Origin of the sequence: Tenacibaculum dicentrarchi, from assembly GCF_964036635.1 — a bacterium.
In the GTDB taxonomy this organism is placed as follows: domain Bacteria; phylum Bacteroidota; class Bacteroidia; order Flavobacteriales; family Flavobacteriaceae; genus Polaribacter; species Polaribacter dicentrarchi.
In genome coordinates this window covers 2,252,692-2,270,155 of sequence record NZ_OZ038524.1, presented here as the reverse complement: position 1 = coordinate 2,270,155, position 17,464 = coordinate 2,252,692, and the positions used below count along the sequence as shown (strand labels likewise).

Annotated in this window: 12 protein-coding genes; 3 read left to right on the top strand and 9 right to left on the bottom strand. The window is 30.1% G+C overall.

Annotated features, from left to right (window positions below; all coding sequences use genetic code 11):
* Positions 1–44: 44 nt before the first annotated feature.
* The 3 genes from ABNT14_RS09825 to ABNT14_RS09815 form a co-directional block, all read right to left on the bottom strand.
* Positions 45–302 (bottom strand): DUF1456 family protein, encoded by a 258-nt coding sequence (locus ABNT14_RS09825; protein WP_101903044.1) that lies wholly within the window; start codon positions 300–302, stop codon positions 45–47.
* A gap of 24 nt (positions 303–326) precedes the next feature.
* On the bottom strand, positions 327–950 hold the full coding sequence (locus ABNT14_RS09820) for a YqaA family protein (protein WP_101903043.1): 624 nt from the start codon (positions 948–950) through the stop codon (positions 327–329).
* 83 nt (positions 951–1,033) lie between these two features.
* Positions 1,034–2,590 carry an NAD(P)/FAD-dependent oxidoreductase gene (locus tag ABNT14_RS09815; protein ID WP_101903042.1) on the bottom strand — a complete coding sequence of 519 codons (1,557 nt, stop codon included), beginning with the start codon at positions 2,588–2,590 and terminating at the stop codon, positions 1,034–1,036.
* Between the two features lie 124 nt (positions 2,591–2,714).
* On the opposite strand from ABNT14_RS09815, the gene aat reads away from it, so the two are divergent.
* Positions 2,715–3,338: a leucyl/phenylalanyl-tRNA--protein transferase gene (aat, locus tag ABNT14_RS09810; protein WP_101903041.1), complete on the top strand. Its 624-nt coding sequence runs from the start codon at positions 2,715–2,717 to the stop codon at positions 3,336–3,338.
* Positions 3,339–3,341: 3 nt separating this feature from the next.
* Here aat and ABNT14_RS09805 read toward each other — a convergent pair whose 3' ends face one another.
* The 4 genes from ABNT14_RS09805 to ABNT14_RS09790 form a co-directional block, all read right to left on the bottom strand.
* Positions 3,342–4,937, bottom strand: coding sequence for a hypothetical protein (locus ABNT14_RS09805; protein ID WP_101903040.1), 1,596 nt, complete (start codon positions 4,935–4,937; stop codon positions 3,342–3,344).
* A gap of 144 nt (positions 4,938–5,081) precedes the next feature.
* Positions 5,082–7,025 carry a CocE/NonD family hydrolase gene (locus ABNT14_RS09800; protein ID WP_101903039.1) on the bottom strand — a complete coding sequence of 648 codons (1,944 nt, stop codon included), beginning with the start codon at positions 7,023–7,025 and terminating at the stop codon, positions 5,082–5,084.
* 482 nt (positions 7,026–7,507) lie between these two features.
* Entirely contained in the window at positions 7,508–10,000 is a 2,493-nt protein-coding gene (locus ABNT14_RS09795; protein ID WP_101903038.1) for a zinc-dependent metalloprotease, read from the bottom strand.
* 150 nt (positions 10,001–10,150) lie between these two features.
* Positions 10,151–12,010 carry a peptidase M61 gene (locus ABNT14_RS09790; RefSeq protein ID WP_101903037.1) on the bottom strand — a complete coding sequence of 620 codons (1,860 nt, stop codon included), beginning with the start codon at positions 12,008–12,010 and terminating at the stop codon, positions 10,151–10,153.
* A 125-nt stretch (positions 12,011–12,135) separates the two neighbouring features.
* On the opposite strand from ABNT14_RS09790, the gene ABNT14_RS09785 reads away from it, so the two are divergent.
* Complete coding sequence (locus ABNT14_RS09785) at positions 12,136–14,271, top strand: YgiQ family radical SAM protein (protein WP_101903036.1); 2,136 nt, start codon at positions 12,136–12,138, stop codon at positions 14,269–14,271.
* Between the two features lie 166 nt (positions 14,272–14,437).
* Positions 14,438–15,265: a GIN domain-containing protein gene (locus ABNT14_RS09780; protein ID WP_101903035.1), complete on the top strand. Its 828-nt coding sequence runs from the start codon at positions 14,438–14,440 to the stop codon at positions 15,263–15,265.
* Between the two features lie 90 nt (positions 15,266–15,355).
* Here the strand turns inward: ABNT14_RS09780 and ABNT14_RS09775 are convergent, their stop codons facing one another.
* Positions 15,356–16,267, bottom strand: a complete 912-nt coding sequence (locus ABNT14_RS09775) for a hypothetical protein (RefSeq protein WP_101903034.1) — start codon at positions 16,265–16,267, stop codon at positions 15,356–15,358.
* Positions 16,268–16,316: 49 nt separating this feature from the next.
* Complete coding sequence (locus tag ABNT14_RS09770) at positions 16,317–17,399, bottom strand: DUF6688 domain-containing protein (RefSeq protein WP_101903033.1); 1,083 nt, start codon at positions 17,397–17,399, stop codon at positions 16,317–16,319.
* Between the last annotated feature and the right edge of the window lie 65 nt (positions 17,400–17,464).

Below are 17,464 nucleotides of genomic sequence, written 5' to 3'. Positions count from 1 at the left end.
ATAATAAAAAACCTTCTAAATTATTAGAAGGTTTTTATTATAAATTATTTTTTTGGTTCAACTTTTTTCTTAGGTGGCATTGGGCCTCTTAAATGAATGACTAATCCATTTAAAAAATTTCTAAGAATTTGGTCACCACATTCCATGTATTTAGGATGTTCCTCATTTCTAAAAAATGCTCCCAATTCTCCTTTAGAAACTTTAAAATCTACTAAAGCACAAATGTCAACAATATCAGTATCACGTAATTTGTGTGCTACTCTTAATTTTTTAAATATATCGTTGTTTGATAAGCCTCCCATAATTTTGTTTTTAATAATATTAATTTAATTAACCATACTGAAAATAGCCCAAGCATAAATAGCAAAACGTAAAAAACGAAATAGTCCAAAAAAGACCACTTTTTTAAACGGATACTTAATCATACCTGCTGTTAAACAGCTAATAGCAAACGGCAATGGTAATAATGCGCCTACTAAAATTAAAATACCTCCCCATTTACTGGTATTTTTAAGGTTTTTAGCCATTTTAACTTCCAGATAATTTTTTATTGACTTAATTTTTAAAGCAGATCTTCCTATAAAATACGCCGTTAATCCTCCTAGATATGATAAGGTTGCTAAAAGTGATAAGTTTAATAGTGGGTCGGCTGTTTTCTTTGACCAAGCAATAAAAATTTCAGGCGGAATTAACCCTAAAATTGTTTCAGAGATAAAAAAAGTAGCTAAAATACCAAGTCTAGAAAATGTTTCTGTTACTATTTGTAAGCCATCGTTAATATTATAAACATATCTATTAAATAAAAATACACCTACAACAGCAAGTACTATTGGTAAAAAAGCTGCTTTTAAACTTTCCCAAATAAACATGTAAAAACCAGTGCGTTGATAATAAATATGCAAACGCTTTACGTGTGGTTTTTTATTTTTTATGATTCTTTTTTTCTTCACTTTATAGTTACTTAATTATCTAAGCCTTTTTAGATTACAAAAATACGAGGTAATTACAGATAAATCAACACAAATATTGTTAATTATAAGTTAGCGATAGCAGCTTCAGCACAACGCTCGCCATCCATAGCTGCTGAGATAATTCCACCAGCATAACCACCACCTTCACCACAAGGGTATAAACCTTCTAATTGTGGGTGTTCTAGGTTTTCTTTTCTAGGGATATTTACAGGTGATGAGGTACGAGATTCAACCCCTATAATATTTGCTTCGGATGTATAATATCCGTGCATTTTTTTACCAAAAGCATCAAAACCTTTACGTAATCTACCGCCAATTATTTTTGGAAGTAATGAGTGTAATGGCGATGATTTTAATCCAGGTTGATAAGAAGTTTCATTTAATGATGATGATAAATTACCTTCCACAAAATCAGTTAAACGTTGTGCTGGTGCAACTTGGCTTTTACCTCCTGCATTAAAAGCTAATTTTTCTAAATCTTTTTGAAATTCTAATCCTTTTAAAGCACCAAAATGTTCGTATTTTCTAAAATCTTTATCAATATTTAATTCAACAACAATTCCTGAGTTTGCAAATTTATTATTTCTTCGAGATGGAGACATTCCATTTACAACAACTTCACCATTCGCAGTTGCAGCTGGTACAATAAATCCACCAGGACACATACAAAATGAATAAACTCCTCTGTTATTTACTTGTTGTACTAAACTATAAGCTGCGGCAGGTAATAATTCATCTCTTTGACCATCACAACTATATTGAATTTGGTCAATAATTTCTTGAGGATGTTCTACACGAACTCCCATTGCAAATGATTTTGCTTTTAATAAAATATTTTTTCGGTTTAATAATTCGTAAATATCTCTAGCAGAATGACCAGTTGCTAAAATTACAGAATTAACAGTCATTTCGTTACCATTATTTAATCGTAATGCTTGTATTTTGCTACTTTTTATAACAAAATCGGTAACACGAGTATCAAAATGAACTTCTCCACCATATTTTATAATATTCTCACGGATATTCTGAATAATTTTAGGTAATTTATTAGTTCCAATATGTGGATGTGCATCAATTAAAATATCTTCTGTAGCTCCATGATATACTAAATTTTCAAATATTCGACGAACATCACCACGTTTTAAACTTCGAGTATATAATTTTCCATCAGAATACGTTCCTGCACCACCTTCACCAAAACAGTAGTTAGAATCTTCATTTACAAAATGCTCTTGATTAATAGCACGTAAATCTCTACGACGGTCTTGTACATTTTTTCCACGTTCTAAAACAATCGGTTTATAACCTAGTTCAATACAACGAAGTGCAGCGTACATTCCCGCAGGGCCAAACCCAATAATATGAATTTCTTTTGCATTTGAAACATCTTGATAATTAAAGATATAATCAGGTGTATCAGGCAAAGGTTCATTTATATAAACAGCTACTTTATAATTAAAAATCACATCTTTTTTACGTGCATCAATCGATTTACGTAATACTTTTACCGTAGTTATGTCTGAAATAGCGATTCCTAATTTTATAGAAGCTTTCTTTTTTAAAATATCAGCTTTCTTTTCTTCTATTAAATTAACGCGTAGTTGAAGTTCTTTTACCATTTTGCAAAATTATGCAAAATAATATAGATTTGATTAGATAGCTCTTTATTTTGATAAGAATTATTGATGTATTTTTTTGTGATTATATTTGTGATATTTATTAATATTTATAAGTGTTTTTTAGATGATTTGGTTACCTGAAGAAATAGTATTTCCACCACATGAATTTGCAAATGAAGAAGGAGTTTTGGCATTTGGCGGCGATTTATCGGCAGAACGTTTAGAGTTTGCTTATAAAAATGGAATTTTTCCGTGGTTTAATGAGGGAGAGCCAATTGTTTGGTATGCGCCACCACAGCGTATGGTTTTATTTCCTGATGAGGTAAAAGTTTCAAAATCTATGAAACAGGTTTTGCGAAAAGATAATTTTGTAATTACAGAGAATAAAGCTTTTAATGATGTTATTTTTAATTGTAGACATATTAACAGAAATGACCAGTTAGGAACTTGGATTACTGATGATATGGAAGATGCTTATATTAATTTACACGATAAAGGAATTGCAAAATCGATAGAAGTTTGGCAAGATGATAAATTAGTAGCTGGCTTGTATGGTATCGATTTAAAAAATGGTGTTTTTTGTGGCGAAAGTATGTTTAGCAAGGCTAGTAATATGAGTAAAGTGGCGTTTATTCATTTGGCTAAAAACTGTGGATATAAATTAATAGATTGCCAAGTTTATAACGAACACCTAGAGAGTTTAGGTGCTCGTGAAATTGATAGGAATGATTTTTTGGAGTTGTTATAGTTATTATTTCCTATATTTTATTTTTACTTTTTTGAACATCGTTTTGTTATCACTAACGTTTAGAGGTTTTCCTGATGCTGTAGTTACATTTTTTAGAAATACCTTTTTTGTTGTGATATAGTGAAATTCTTCATCGAAAAAAAGGTTAGATATTTTTGGATTGAAATCTGAAAAAATATTAATGCCTTCATAATTTTTTGGGTATTTTGAATCATCAATATAAAGATTTTCTATAGTGATTCGCTTAGGCATATAGCAGGTATAACCAAAATTGTGTCTTCCATAATTTTCCCCTCCAATTAAATTAATATTATTAGATTTTCTTTTACTAGGTGAGAAAATTACATCATTAATAATGATATCACCTTGCCATGTACTACCGTAGTCAGAACGTAAATTTACAAGGTTGTTTCCGTAAATAGTAGAATTTTTAATAGTTAAAATTCCAGTACCAATAACACTAATTCCCATATGTCCGAGTGTTGAGTTTTGTATAGTGGCATTAGCAACTCCCATATGAGCATCAAATCGAGAAAGAGTACAATTATCATAAATAATATTTTTACAATAGTTAGCTCCCATAATTCCCCAGTACTTTTTATCATTAATATCATTTGTTTGGGTACAATTTATAAATGATATATTAACAGCACGTGTTATTAAAATATCATAAGAGCCCATTGAACTATGTTTTCCATTTGAGTTAATAGTTACATATTTTTTGTGTCCAGATAGAACTGTGTTTTTTACAGTTACATTAGCACAGTCACGAATACTAATAAAGCCTGCATAAGGCGCACCATGACTTCCTTCACCTATAATTTTATGTTCAAGACCATCTACAATAACATTAGACCGTTTAATTATAATGTTTCTACTATAGTAAGTGTATTTAGATGGAGCTTTATTTGCAATTGTTGTAAAACAACCTCCTGTTATTTTTAAAGGTTTTTCATCTATAGGTAAAGCGGTTATTTTTGTTATTTTATCAAAATTCCATATTACGGGAGTATCTATATTTCCATTTTTATCTACAAGAAGAATATCTGTTTGAGAAGCTCCATTGTTTTTATTGGCTCCATATCTGATGTAGCGTTTTATATTTGAATTTTTAATAGTAACTAAACAGTTTTTAGGTAGGTTAGCCTTAATTTTTTTCTGATTTTTTTTAAGTGAAGATATTCCTTCAATTTTAAAACGTTTTTGTTTAGAACTAACTAGAAAAATAGATGATTTAATATCTTTAACTTCTGTATCATCAATAATAAAATTAGCTGTTCCAAAATCAGTATCAGTTAAAATATTTATAGGCTGTTTTTTTCCTGAAATATAATATGTTGCTCCATCATCAGCTTTAACTGTAAGATTATGCTTATTAGCAAATTTATGAGTTGCTGAAATATTATTTATATCATCTGTTTTACCATCTCCTATAGCACCAAAGTCGCTATAATGTACAAATCTATTAGCTTTAAATTTAGCAATATCTATTGAAGATATATTTATATTTGATTTTTTATTTTTATACTTAACTTTAACTTGCCCATACAAGGTTATTTTACATGTAAATAATAAGATTAATAAAGGTAGATATTTCATTTTTTCAAAGCATTTTTTATTTTAAATAATGTTATTTATAGTGAATCTAGTATTTTTTGAGCGGATAAATTTAGCTTGAATTAAAAAACCTCGCAATAAAAATCACGAGGTTTTTTTATATTAAAATTATATCAAAAAAAGTTATTATTCCAAAACAGAAAACTCAATACTAGAATCTGAAAAAACAGTATGTGTTTGGTTTTTGAAATCTTTTTCATCGGCTTTAAAAATGTTGTCAACATACGTTTGAGGATTCAAATCAATTAAAGGAAACCACGTACTTTGCACTTGAATTTGTAATTTATGTCCTTTTTTAAAGGTGTGAAAAACATCTTGTAATTTAATATTTACAGCTGTTTTCTTGTTTGGCGTAAACGGTTCAGGTTTTGAAAAACTGTTTCTAAAACGCCCACGCATCACTTCACTACGAACCATCATATGATAATTACTTAATTTTAAGTGCGTTTGCATATCTTTATTATCATTTTTGATATCAGAAGGATGTACATCAATAACTTTTACAATCCAATCGGCAGATGAACCTGTTGTTGCTACGTTTAATTTTGCTAAAATATCTCCTGCTAAAGTAAAATCTTCGGATAAAATTTCTGTTTGATAAACCAAAACATCAGGTCTTCGGGCAGCAAAACGCTGGTCATCAGTCATGTATTTTCTTGGTGTGAAAACAGTTTTTATATCTTCAGAATAAGGAACAGGATGTTTAACATCACTTACAAATTGTACTTTTGAAGTTCCTTTTTTATCCGTAGTTAATTCTTGATTTTCTGATAAGAAAAAAGATTGTTTTTTTACGCTTTTAGGAGGCCAAACATCGTATGATTTCCATTCTTTTTTTCCTGTATCGAAAACATAAGCTTCTGGTAATCCGCTATTTTTTGAACCGTTTTCTTTTAAGAAATGATTGAAGAATTTAGTTTCAATATTTTTTTGAAAATTTAATGAAATAGAATCTCCAAAATAATAATTTCCAACTGTACTAGCTACTTTACTTCTAGACCATCCACCGTGGTCCCAAGGACCAAAAACCAACGTATTATAATTATTTGGTTGATGCTTTTCGATGTTTTTATACGTTTCTAAAGGACCGTATAAATCTTCGGCATCAAACCATCCACCAACAATCATAGTTGCTACTGTTGAAGGAACTTTGTTTAAATGTTGAATAATTCCTTTGCTTTGCCAAACGCTATCGTAATTAGGATGTTCAACGATTTCTTTCCAGAAAAAATCATCAATTTTATCGGTATTCTTGTTTTTATCAGAAGCGATTTTAGTATCTAATTTATCATATTGAAAATATTCGTTTAAGTTTTTTAAAGGACCTTTGTCTAAAAAAAACTGATATTGGTCTTTTGTTTTCATCTTCGGAAAAGAATACCAAGAAGAATCTGTAGGTTGGTCTTTATAAGTTCCGAATAATGGAATTGCGTTAAAATAACTTAGTAAAAATGCACCATTATGATGAAAATCATCAAAAAAGAAATCGCCAATACAAGCTTGTGGAGATGCAGCCTTTAAAGCAGGATGTGCATCAATTGCTGAAATAGTTGCATAATGTCCAGGGTATGAAGTTCCCCAAGTTCCAACATTTCCATTATTGTTTGGCGTGTTTTTAACTAACCAATCAATCGTATCAAAAGTATCGCTTGTTTCATCGGTTTGTTTAGCTGTTTTATTAGGGATGTAAGCACGCATATTGTCGTAAACACCTTCGCTCATCCAACGACCACGAACATCTTGATACACAATAATATTTCCTTCTTTCATTAAAATAGGGTTAGGAGCTATTTTAGTTTTGAAAGCATCTTTTCCGTAAGGTCGACAACTATACGGAGTTCGTTGTAATAAAATAGGATATGTTTTTGATGTGTCTTTTGGTGAGTAAATAGTAGTGTGTAGTTTTGCACCATCTCTCATAGTTATTTTTACTTCTTTTTTAGTGAAGTTATCTTTTACATAAGTGCTTTTTACAGCTTTTTTTTCTTCGGATATTTTAGTGGTACTTTTTGGTGTACAACTACTTATTACAAGTAGAAGAAATAGTGAAAATTTAAGAAGTAATTTCATGCGGTTTAATTATTTAGGGAGTAAATATAAATAAAAGAAGTTGTATTGAAACCGATATTAAAAATCAGTTTCGATACAACTTCTAGGAAAGGTTTTAGAACCTGTTTAATTCATCTGAAAAAAATATCACAGAAAAATAAGGAATCGCATTTGTCAACCTGAATTTAGTTCAGGTTCGCATCCTGATTTGCCGTGTTTTTTAGCTTTTTTTTGATGATTATTGTCAATTCGAGTGATTTTAATAACTAAAAGGAAAAAAATCACTCGAACTGACAGTGTCTTTATTGATTTTTGCAATAAAATTAAAATAGGCTCTAAAAACTTTATATATTATCTTTTATATTTTAAAAATATCTAAAAATTCCTAGCCCCGATTGAGCAATTGTTTGAGCTCTTTTTTGTTTTTTCTTTTTAAAAAAACAAAAAAAGCGAGTGCGGAAAGCGGGAAATAGCTTCAAATAATTTTAAAAGATAAAAACAGCTTATTTAGGATCTAAAATAGTATTTATTCTATCTAAAACATCTTGTAAATGATAACGAGAAATATTGTTTTTAGCAATACTTAACGCTCTTTTACTATCTGTTTTTAAACGTTTTAATTCGCCTCTAACAACCGATTTAATATCCGATTGGCTAATATTTACTGCGGTTTGCTTAAAATATCCGCCGTTATTATGTCCTTTTTGATTTTTAGCTTTGTTTAATAAAAAATCTAAACGATCTAAATGGGCACGTTGTAAATTTCTGCGGTACGCATCAATGGTTTTACGGCTGTATAATTCGCTCCAAATTCCTTTACGCAAATCTTGCATCATATTTACAAGGGTGTAGGCTTTTGCACCGTTTAAGGTTTCGTTTTCAATTAAACGCGTCATTCTACCAGTTTTTAAAATACGATTTAAGGTTCTTGTTTGTAATTTTCTAATACGTTGATCAGCACCTGAAAATTGTATTTTATCAAAAATATTTTTATCTAATAACCAGTTTGGCGTGTTAAATAATTGCTCGTTTACAAATTTCAAGGCATTTTTCTGATGATTTTTAGAAACATGTGTATATACAGCGCCATTTTGATTTGCGGTTTTGTAATTTTCGTAAACACCACCAATATTAGAACTTACATGTCCCATATAGCGATTAAATTGCCCTAGTAATTGCCCATACATGGTTTTTAATTCGTCGTAATTTTCGCCATCTTTAGTCGTCCATTTTTCTAAATTTGGTAAAATACGCTGTAGGTTTTTAATTCCGTACGCACTTGCTTTTATAGCATTATCACCTAAATCTTCCGTTTGTGAACTCGGGTCGATAACATTTACAACTTGCTGATGTCCGAATCTATAAATAGGATTATCTGCTTTGTCAAGAATCCATTTATTTAAGGTTTTCTTTTCGTCTTTTGCTGATGTATTTAATATTGGACGATATCCCCAACTGATGGCATATTTATCGTAAAGCCCAATATTTGGCATTAAAGCAACGCCTTTATCTTCAGGCTGCGCGATGTAATTAAAACGAGCATAATCCATAATTGATGGCGCTGTTCCGTATTTTTTGGTAAAGCTTGCCGAACGCAAAGAATCAACAGGATAGGCTACTGAACTTCCCATATTATGAGGCAATCCAAGGGTGTGCCCAACTTCGTGAGACGAAACAAAACGAATTAAACGCCCCATAGTTTCTTCTTTAAATTCCATGCTTCTAGCATCAGGATTTATAGCGGCAGTTTGAATAAAATACCAATCGTGCAATAAAGTCATTACATTATGATACCAGTTAATATCCGATTCTAAAATTTCACCAGAACGAGGGTCGCTTACATGAGGACCGTTGGCATTCGGAATTGGCGATGCTAAATAACGCACCACAGAATAACGTACATCTTCAGGGCTCCAATCAGGGTTTTCTTGCTTTGTAGGCGCATCTTTTGCGATAATTGCATTTTTAAAACCAGCGGCTTCAAAGGCTACTTGCCAATCATTAATTCCTTGTTTGATGTATTTTCGCCATTGTTTTGGAGTGGCATCATCAATATAATAAACAATTTGTTTTTTAGGTTCAACCAATTCTCCGTTGTTGAATTTTTCAAGGTCTTGTTCTTTAACTTCTAAGCGCCATCTGTCAAGATATTTTACAGATTTACTTTTTTGAGCGTCTAAACCGTAATCAGTTTGCGACCTGGCAAACCATCCTACACGCTGATCAAAATAACGGCGTTTCATTGGTTTTTTAGGTAATAAAATCATTGAATTACTCAATTCCATTGAAATAGCACCAACACTTTTATTAGCAGGTGCTGCGCTAGAAACATAGGTTTTTACGTGTCGAACTTCAATGTTTTTAGGATAACTGCTAATGCGTTCAATATAAGAGCGCTTTGCATCCATTTTAGAAATTTTGTATTCTTTTCTGCTTCTTTGAGGGAAGCCAATCGCTTTTACATCGGTTTTAAATAAAGAAGAAACATCGATTACCGTAGCGGTTGAATCTTTGCTAAATGCTTTTATAGGAAAAGAGTATAAAATTGGCTCAAAGTTAGAGTTTACCACAGCTTTATGAACAGGAAGCAGGCTGTCGGCAACCACATTATAAGAAACTACTTTTAGTAAAATATTTTTTTGCTTTTTTTGCCAACGTAATACTTGTGTGTTTTGTTTTCCACCACCAAAACCAACACCGCTGGCTGTTTTAGCAATTCTAGTAACCATTAGCATTTCACGATTAAGTAACGAATCAGGGATTTCAAATAAAAATTGCTGTTCTTTTTGATGTACTTTAAATAGCCCGTTGTCGGTACTGAATTTTTCAGTAACCACTTTGTTATAGGGTTTTATAGTATTTTTATCGGGCTTCGGTTTTGCCTTGCTTATTTCTTTCTTGTTTTTTTTCTTTTTGAACCATTGTGCATTTGCTTTGGATGAAAAGCTGATGCAAAAAACTACAAGAAGTAGCTGGAAGAATATTTTTTTTATCATAAATAAAGGGTTTTAAAAAAATTTATCGAAATTATTAAATTGCTGTTTGTAAAATATTAATTAAATGTTAAAGTAAATGGTATTTTAAATAAAAAAGACAGCTAATTAGCTGTCTTTTTTGTGAATTATAGAATAGTGAAATCGCTTTTGTTAGTTTTTTAACCAAGCGTTTCTTAAAACTACTTTTTTGTTATCTGCAGATAATTTTTCAAGAACCAAACCAGTACTTTTAGTAGTTGGCTGTGTGTAATTTGCTGATAATTTTAAAAGTTTTCCGTTTCTAGTAACGTCCATTTTTATAATATCGCCTTGTTTCCATTGCATTGTTTTTCCTAAAATAGGACGGATGTTTTCTAATGATATTTTTTCATTATTAACACTTTCTAAAATATCGCCAGCTTTAATACCTAAAGCAGTTAATGCTGAGTTTGTTCTGATGGTAAAAAATACTTTTTTATTACTATTTACAGAAATAAAAGGCTGTCCTTTTGAATCGATAAAATAGGCTGAATTTTCTGTTTTTGTTTGGTTTTTAACCCCCACTTTTTCAAAATAAGTACCGTAGTTAATAGGCGTAGCTCCTTCTACATGATTTTTGAAAAATTCGCCAACCGAAGGATAAGTCATTTTTACGATTTCAGCAATAATATTTTCATCTTTAAAAGCCTTGTTTTTTCCGTATTTTTTAGATAAATCAAGCATTAAGTTTCGAACTCCGTAGGTTCCGTTGCTTTCTTCTCTTAAAATAATATCTAAACACATACCAATTAATGCGCCTTTCTGATATACATTATTGTAGTTTTTAGCATATTTAGGTTCTAAAATGTTTTTACTCATTTTGGTAAAAGAGATGGCATCGTTATAATTTAATGATCCAGCAATTTTTGAATTCATTTCATTGATAAATTCATCTTCAGAAATTAAACCTTGATTCACCTGAAAAAGATTTGCAAAATATTCTGTCATTCCTTCGTACATCCATAAATGTTCTGACATTTCTGCTTGGTTAAAATCAAAAGAATGAATTTCTTCAGAATGTACAGATAACGGAGAAACAATATGGAAAAATTCGTGGGATACCGTTCCGTTAATCATATTACTTGCAAATTGTTTTTTGCTCATGGTTTCAGGATACACTACTGTTGTTGATGACCTGTGTTCTAAAGCGCCATATCCTTGAAATTTATACATTTCAGGATCAAATAAATAGACTAAAACATTGTATTCATTTGTAGTTTCAAAACCTTTTAAAAAGTTGGTTTGAGCGGTCATCATTGTTTTTAAAGCGTCCTTTAAATCGGTTGCTTTGTGTGCGTTGTTAGGCGAATAAATAGCTAAATTTACTTCAATTCCGTTCACCGTAAAACTCACGTTATTAAGTGGCGCATACATAATCGGATTGTCTGAAATTTCATCATATCGAGGTGCTAAAAACACATCTTTACTGTTATCAGTTTTTGAGGTGTTTTTATTGATTAATGATGAGGTTTCGTATAAATGGGTAGGATGCGTTATTGAAATTTGATACGGCAACTCTTTTTTATCATTAAAATAACCGATAAAACCAGGTAAATTTAATAAGAAATTTTTGTCTTCTTCAATATTCGTACCCGCCATTACATAGATGTTATGGTCTTTTTTTGAATCGAAAGTATCATCAACCCAATACGATATTTTATCCATGTTTTTAGCATTGTTAATTTGCCAAGAGTTTTCGTTTAGTTTTTTAATCGCTAATTCTTTTCCGTTATAATCAAAAGCTTTAAAATTTGAAACAAACTTCCCATAATTACTCATGGTATAGGTTCCTGGAACAATTGCAGGAATATTATAAATTATAGTTTCTTCTTTTATTTTCTGTGGATTTATAGCGACCATTATTTTATCATCAACAACCGTATTTAAATCGATATTTACAGCAATAGTTTGGTTGTTTTTTTGCACCGATTTATAGGTAGAACAGCTAGCGAATAAAGCTAAGGAAACGATTCCAAGTATAATTTTTTTCATGATAATGTTTTGTTATATATAATTAGTATCCTAAAAATAGGATAAGTTACATTTTTTATTACTAAATTTAACATCTTTTTTTAAGCTTGGTAATATCAACTAAAACGTTGTACCTTTGCAGCGGCATGGGAATAAGACGAGTTTCAGATTGGTTACCGACTACAAATAAGGAGGTTAAGTTAAGAGGATGGGAAGAATTAGATGTAATTCTCTTCAGTGGAGATGCATATGTAGATCACCCATCATTTGGTCCGGCAGTAATAGGACGAATACTAGAAAGTTATGGTTTGCGAGTAGCAATTGTACCACAACCTAGTGTAAATGATAATTTACAAGATTTTGAGAAATTAGGAAAACCCCGCTTATTCTTCGGAGTAACGGGCGGATGTATGGATCCGATGGTGAGTAATTATACGGCAAGTAAACGTCGTCGTGATAAAGACGCATATACACCAAATGGTGATAAAGGGTTTAGACCTGATTACGCAACATCGGTATATTCAAAAATATTAAAAGAAAAATTTCCTGACACTCCAGTTTTAATTGGAGGTATCGAGGCTTCATTGCGTCGTGTCACCCATTACGATTATTGGTCTGATAAATTATTACCAACTATTTTAGAAACATCTAAAGCAGATATGTTGGTGTATGGAATGGGTGAGCAGCCTTTACGAGAAATTGTAGAGTTGTTGCAAAAAGGTGTGCCGTTTTCGAGTTTAAAAACGATAAAACAAACCGCTGTTCTTATTGATGAAAATGAAAATGTTCCGAAGAATAAAAATTGGCAGGATGTAGAAATTAATTCTCACGAGGCTTGTTTAAAGGATAAAAAAACATTTGCATCGAACTTTAAAGTAATAGAGCAGGAGTCGAATAAATTATATGCACGTCGTATTTTTCAAAAGGTTGGTAATAAAAAACTGATGATTAATCCGCCTTGTGCAACAATGACCGAAGGAGAAATTGATGCTTCTTTTGATTTGCCTTTTACACGATTACCGCATCCAAAATATGACAAGCGTGGACCTATTCCTGCGTTTGAAATGATTAAATTTTCGATAAATATTCACCGTGGATGCTTTGGAGGATGTAGTTTTTGTACAATATCAGCACATCAAGGAAAATTTATTGCTAGTAGAAGTCAAGAATCGGTATTAAAAGAAGTCGATACCGTTACTAAAATGGACGATTTTAAAGGGTATTTATCTGATGTTGGTGGACCTTCTGCGAATATGTATCAGATGAAAGGAAAAATCCAATCTATTTGTGATAAATGTGTTGCACCTTCTTGTATATCGCCTGTAATTTGTAGTAATTTAGATACTTCGCACAAGCCATTAACAGACCTTTATAAAGCTGTTGATGCGCATCCGAAGATAAAAAAATCATTTATTGGAAGTGGTATCAGGCATGATATGTTAGTACCTGAATTTAATAAAAATGCCGACCCAAAAGAGTTAGATGCTTATACAGAAGAGGTGATGACAAATCATGTTTCTGGGCGATTAAAAGTAGCACCAGAACATACATCTGACCCTGTTTTAAAATTAATGCGTAAGCCGTCATTTAAATATTTTCATATGTTTAAAGATAGGTTTGACCGTATTAACATTAAAAAGAAATTAAAGCTTCAGTTAATTCCTTATTTTATATCGAATCACCCAGCCTGTGAAAAAGAAGATATGGCAAACTTGGCTGCCGAAACAAAAGACATGGGGTTTCAACTAGAGCAAGTGCAAGGGTTTACACCTACGCCAATGACAGTGGCTACGGTAATTTATTATAGTGGATATCATCCTTATACTTTAAAACCGACAAAAACACCTAAAACAGCGAAGGAAAAAGAAGATCAGCATAAATTTTTCTTTTGGTATAAAAAAGAAAATAAAGATTGGATTCGTAACACACTAAATAAGGTAGGGCGAACAGATTTACTTAAAAAATTATTGCCTGAAAATAATTCGTGGAAAAAGAATACAGGAGCAAAAGATGCTAAAAATACCTTTGACGATGCGGTTCCTTTTAACAAGCGAAAAAGTAAAAATTACCGATCGCCTAAAACAGCTATAAAAAATAGAAGAGATACAAAAAGTGCTAAGAATCAATTGGATGAAAAAGTACCTTTTAATCAACGAAAAAATAAAAATTATAGAGCACCTAGAGTAAACGCAAAAGAAAGCCAAAATAAGGGTGGTTCTAAAACGGATGCGAAAGAAACTAAAAAATATAGCACACCTAAAAATAAAAAAAGGAGAAGGTAAAATTGTTTTTGAAAGCGTAAAAAATATTTAAAGTCAATATAAACCTAGTGTGTAAAAGCACTAGGTTTTTTTATGAGGATTAAAATATATAACTAGTGACTTAATGATGGTTTAGGGGTCTTAAATATGGTTTAATAACCGTTAACTATAATTTAAAATTAATACCATGAAAAAAATAATTTTAGTCGTATTTTCAGTAATGATTAGTAGCGTAATACTTGCTCAGGATAAACAGAAAATTAAAGGAAATAAACAGGTAATAACAACGAGTAAATCTATTGATAAAGCGTTTTATAAAATTGAAATTGACGATGCTTTAGAGCTAAGTATAAATCATGCTGATAAAAACAGTTATGTATTAACTACCGACAAAAATTTACATGAAGTTATTAATTTTGAGGTAATAGACAGTGTTCTTAAAATTGCAACAACGCATAAAATAGCAAGGAGTAAAAAACTTAAAATAGCATTAGATTTTGTAAAACTTGAAAAAATTACCTTAAAAAATGGGGCTAAAATAAAAGGAGACGGAATATTCAATTCAAAAGTAATGCATATTGATTGCTATAACTCAAGTGAGTTTGAATTAGATTTAAAAGCGGAAAAAGTTATTGTAAATATGCTTGGAAAATCAAAAGGAACGTTAAAAATAAAAGGAACAAACACCACTTTTTTAATGTCGGACAAAGCAAGGTTAGAGGCTCATGTTTTAGCCGATAATGTTACCGCTAAATTAATAAATTCAGCCGATTTAAATTTAGAAGGAGAAGCTAAAAAAGCAACATTCAGTTTAAAAGAAGCTGCTGATATGAAAGCAAAGGAAATGAAAATTTCGGAGGTAGATATATATACTTCAGGGAGTGCAGATGCTTCTATATATGCAGGAAAAAAGTTAATTTTATATGCCCAAGGTAAAAGTGAAGTAGCAATATATGGCGAACCTACAATAGAATTAAAAGGCTTTAAAGGGACGGCTAAACTTTTTAAGAAGTAAGCAGTGACCCAAAAGTATCATTTATTTTAAAAGCTATATTACCTAGGTAATGTAGCTTTTTTATTTTATGTTTTTTGAAAGAATAAATGATTAATAATATTTATATAAATGTTTGATTTTGTCATTTTCAATTACTACAACACGTTTGTTTTTATCGTATTTAGTTAGTAAAGCAGGAGTGTCATCTTTGTATAAAATTTCATCTAGTTTTACCGAATTGGAATTTAAATCCATACCATAATTTGTAAAATAAGTATTTATAATTTTACCATTATTATCTAATTTATATCCTTTGATAAAAAAATAAGTACCAGCTATTGCTTTTATTAATTTTATAGTTGACAGATTTTTATTAAATGTATAATATTCAATAAAGTTACTATCAATAGGTTTATTATAATTTGTTTTAATAATTTCTCCTTGATTATTATAAATAAATTTATGACTAAATGTATTATTAGATACTATTAAGTTCTTATTATTAGTTTCATATTTTGTAATCGTATTTTTATCTGTAGCAAAGTATGTTAAATATTTTGTTGATTTTATCTTTTTAGAGTTCTTGTAGGCTTTAGTATTTTTAATGTAGTCAATTAAACCATTCTGATTATAATTAATTTTATACGAGCCATTTCTTTTAGAATATAAAGAGTCTAATCTGCCTTTTTTATCAAAGTAGTAATCGTATAAATCATATGTTGTTGAACTTGTAATCTGCTTAATATTTTTAGGAATAGTATAAATACCTTCAATATTCATATAATAACTTGGAGCAATATCTTTAAATATCAATTCTTCAGATAATTTATTAATAATAGAATTTTCTATTATTAATTGATTTTTTGAGTTTTTAAGCGAAATATTTAATGAGTTATTAAATGTAATATTAGTTTCAATATATTCATTTTTTGGTATTTCTTTTACTATTGGTTTTGTGGTTTTACAACTATATAAAATAGCTATTAATGATATGTGAAAAGTTAATTTTATGTATGTTTTCATATTAAGTTATTGATAATTAGTGTGTAAAAGTACTCATTTTTTAGAAAGTTTATCTGTATTGTCTTTTGATTAATTCTTCTGGTTTTGTGCAAAATAGATATAGAAAAATAATAAATAACCATTCTAGTGGTTTCATTAATATATAAGTTATATCAGATTTGAAAGTTGTATTTATAACTTTCGATAAGTTATAACCATAAGTGTCATAATTTTTACGAATAAAATGATGTGTTTTCGGATAGTGAACCTGAATAACATCTTCAAAAGCATTTGCAATCATTAATTGCCTATTTATTACAATTGGTTTTCCATGTCTTTTTCCTATTCTTATCGGTTTTACAATAGTTGGATTTCCGCATGCTGCAACAGTACATAAATAGTGTCCTTTATGGTCTAATGCTGGTGGATGTGATTGTTGAGAAAAACGCCAAGTTGTAGTATCAGTAAATACTTTTATCATACTGTCAGCATCTTGTCCAAATAGCATTAAAATGATAGTTATCACACAAAAAACAGGGAAAATTAATAATAGTATTAGTAAAGGGTATGATTTTATTTTGAAAAGTATTTTATGTAAGTAATTTAATGTGGAGTTTTTGTATTGATACTCATTAAAATGATTAGCAACAATATTAAAGCTTTTAGCCAATATGTAAATAGCACTAATACTAGATATTAGCGGATAAAATAAAAAAAATGTTATTGCATTATTGTTTGTTGAGGTATTAATAAGCGAGGCGGAATTGAATTCAAACATATCATTTGAATACGATGTTTGAAGGATGATAAAAACGTTTAAAATAACACCAATAACTACAAAAATAGTTGCAATAATCCATGTAAGTGGTGGTAGTGTGTTGCTTTTTTTCCAAATTAAAATTTTAGAAACAACATATAAGATGTAAAAAACAAAAACAGTGAGCATATGTTTTTGCCCCAGTGGAGTATAGCCTTGGTCTATTGGGTCTATGGCTATGTTGTGTTCAGCACTAACTAGCAAGCAAAACGAAAAAGGAATAAAAGCAATTAAATGAATGATAGCACTAATAATACTACCTGCTGATGCTTTTAATTTAATAGCAAAAAAGAGAAATATTATAAATAATAAGAAAATAATTAGTAAAAATGACATAATATAAATATTTAGAGTATCTAAAGTAAAGAAAATAAGGGGCTAATAAATAGTTTTGGTTTTTT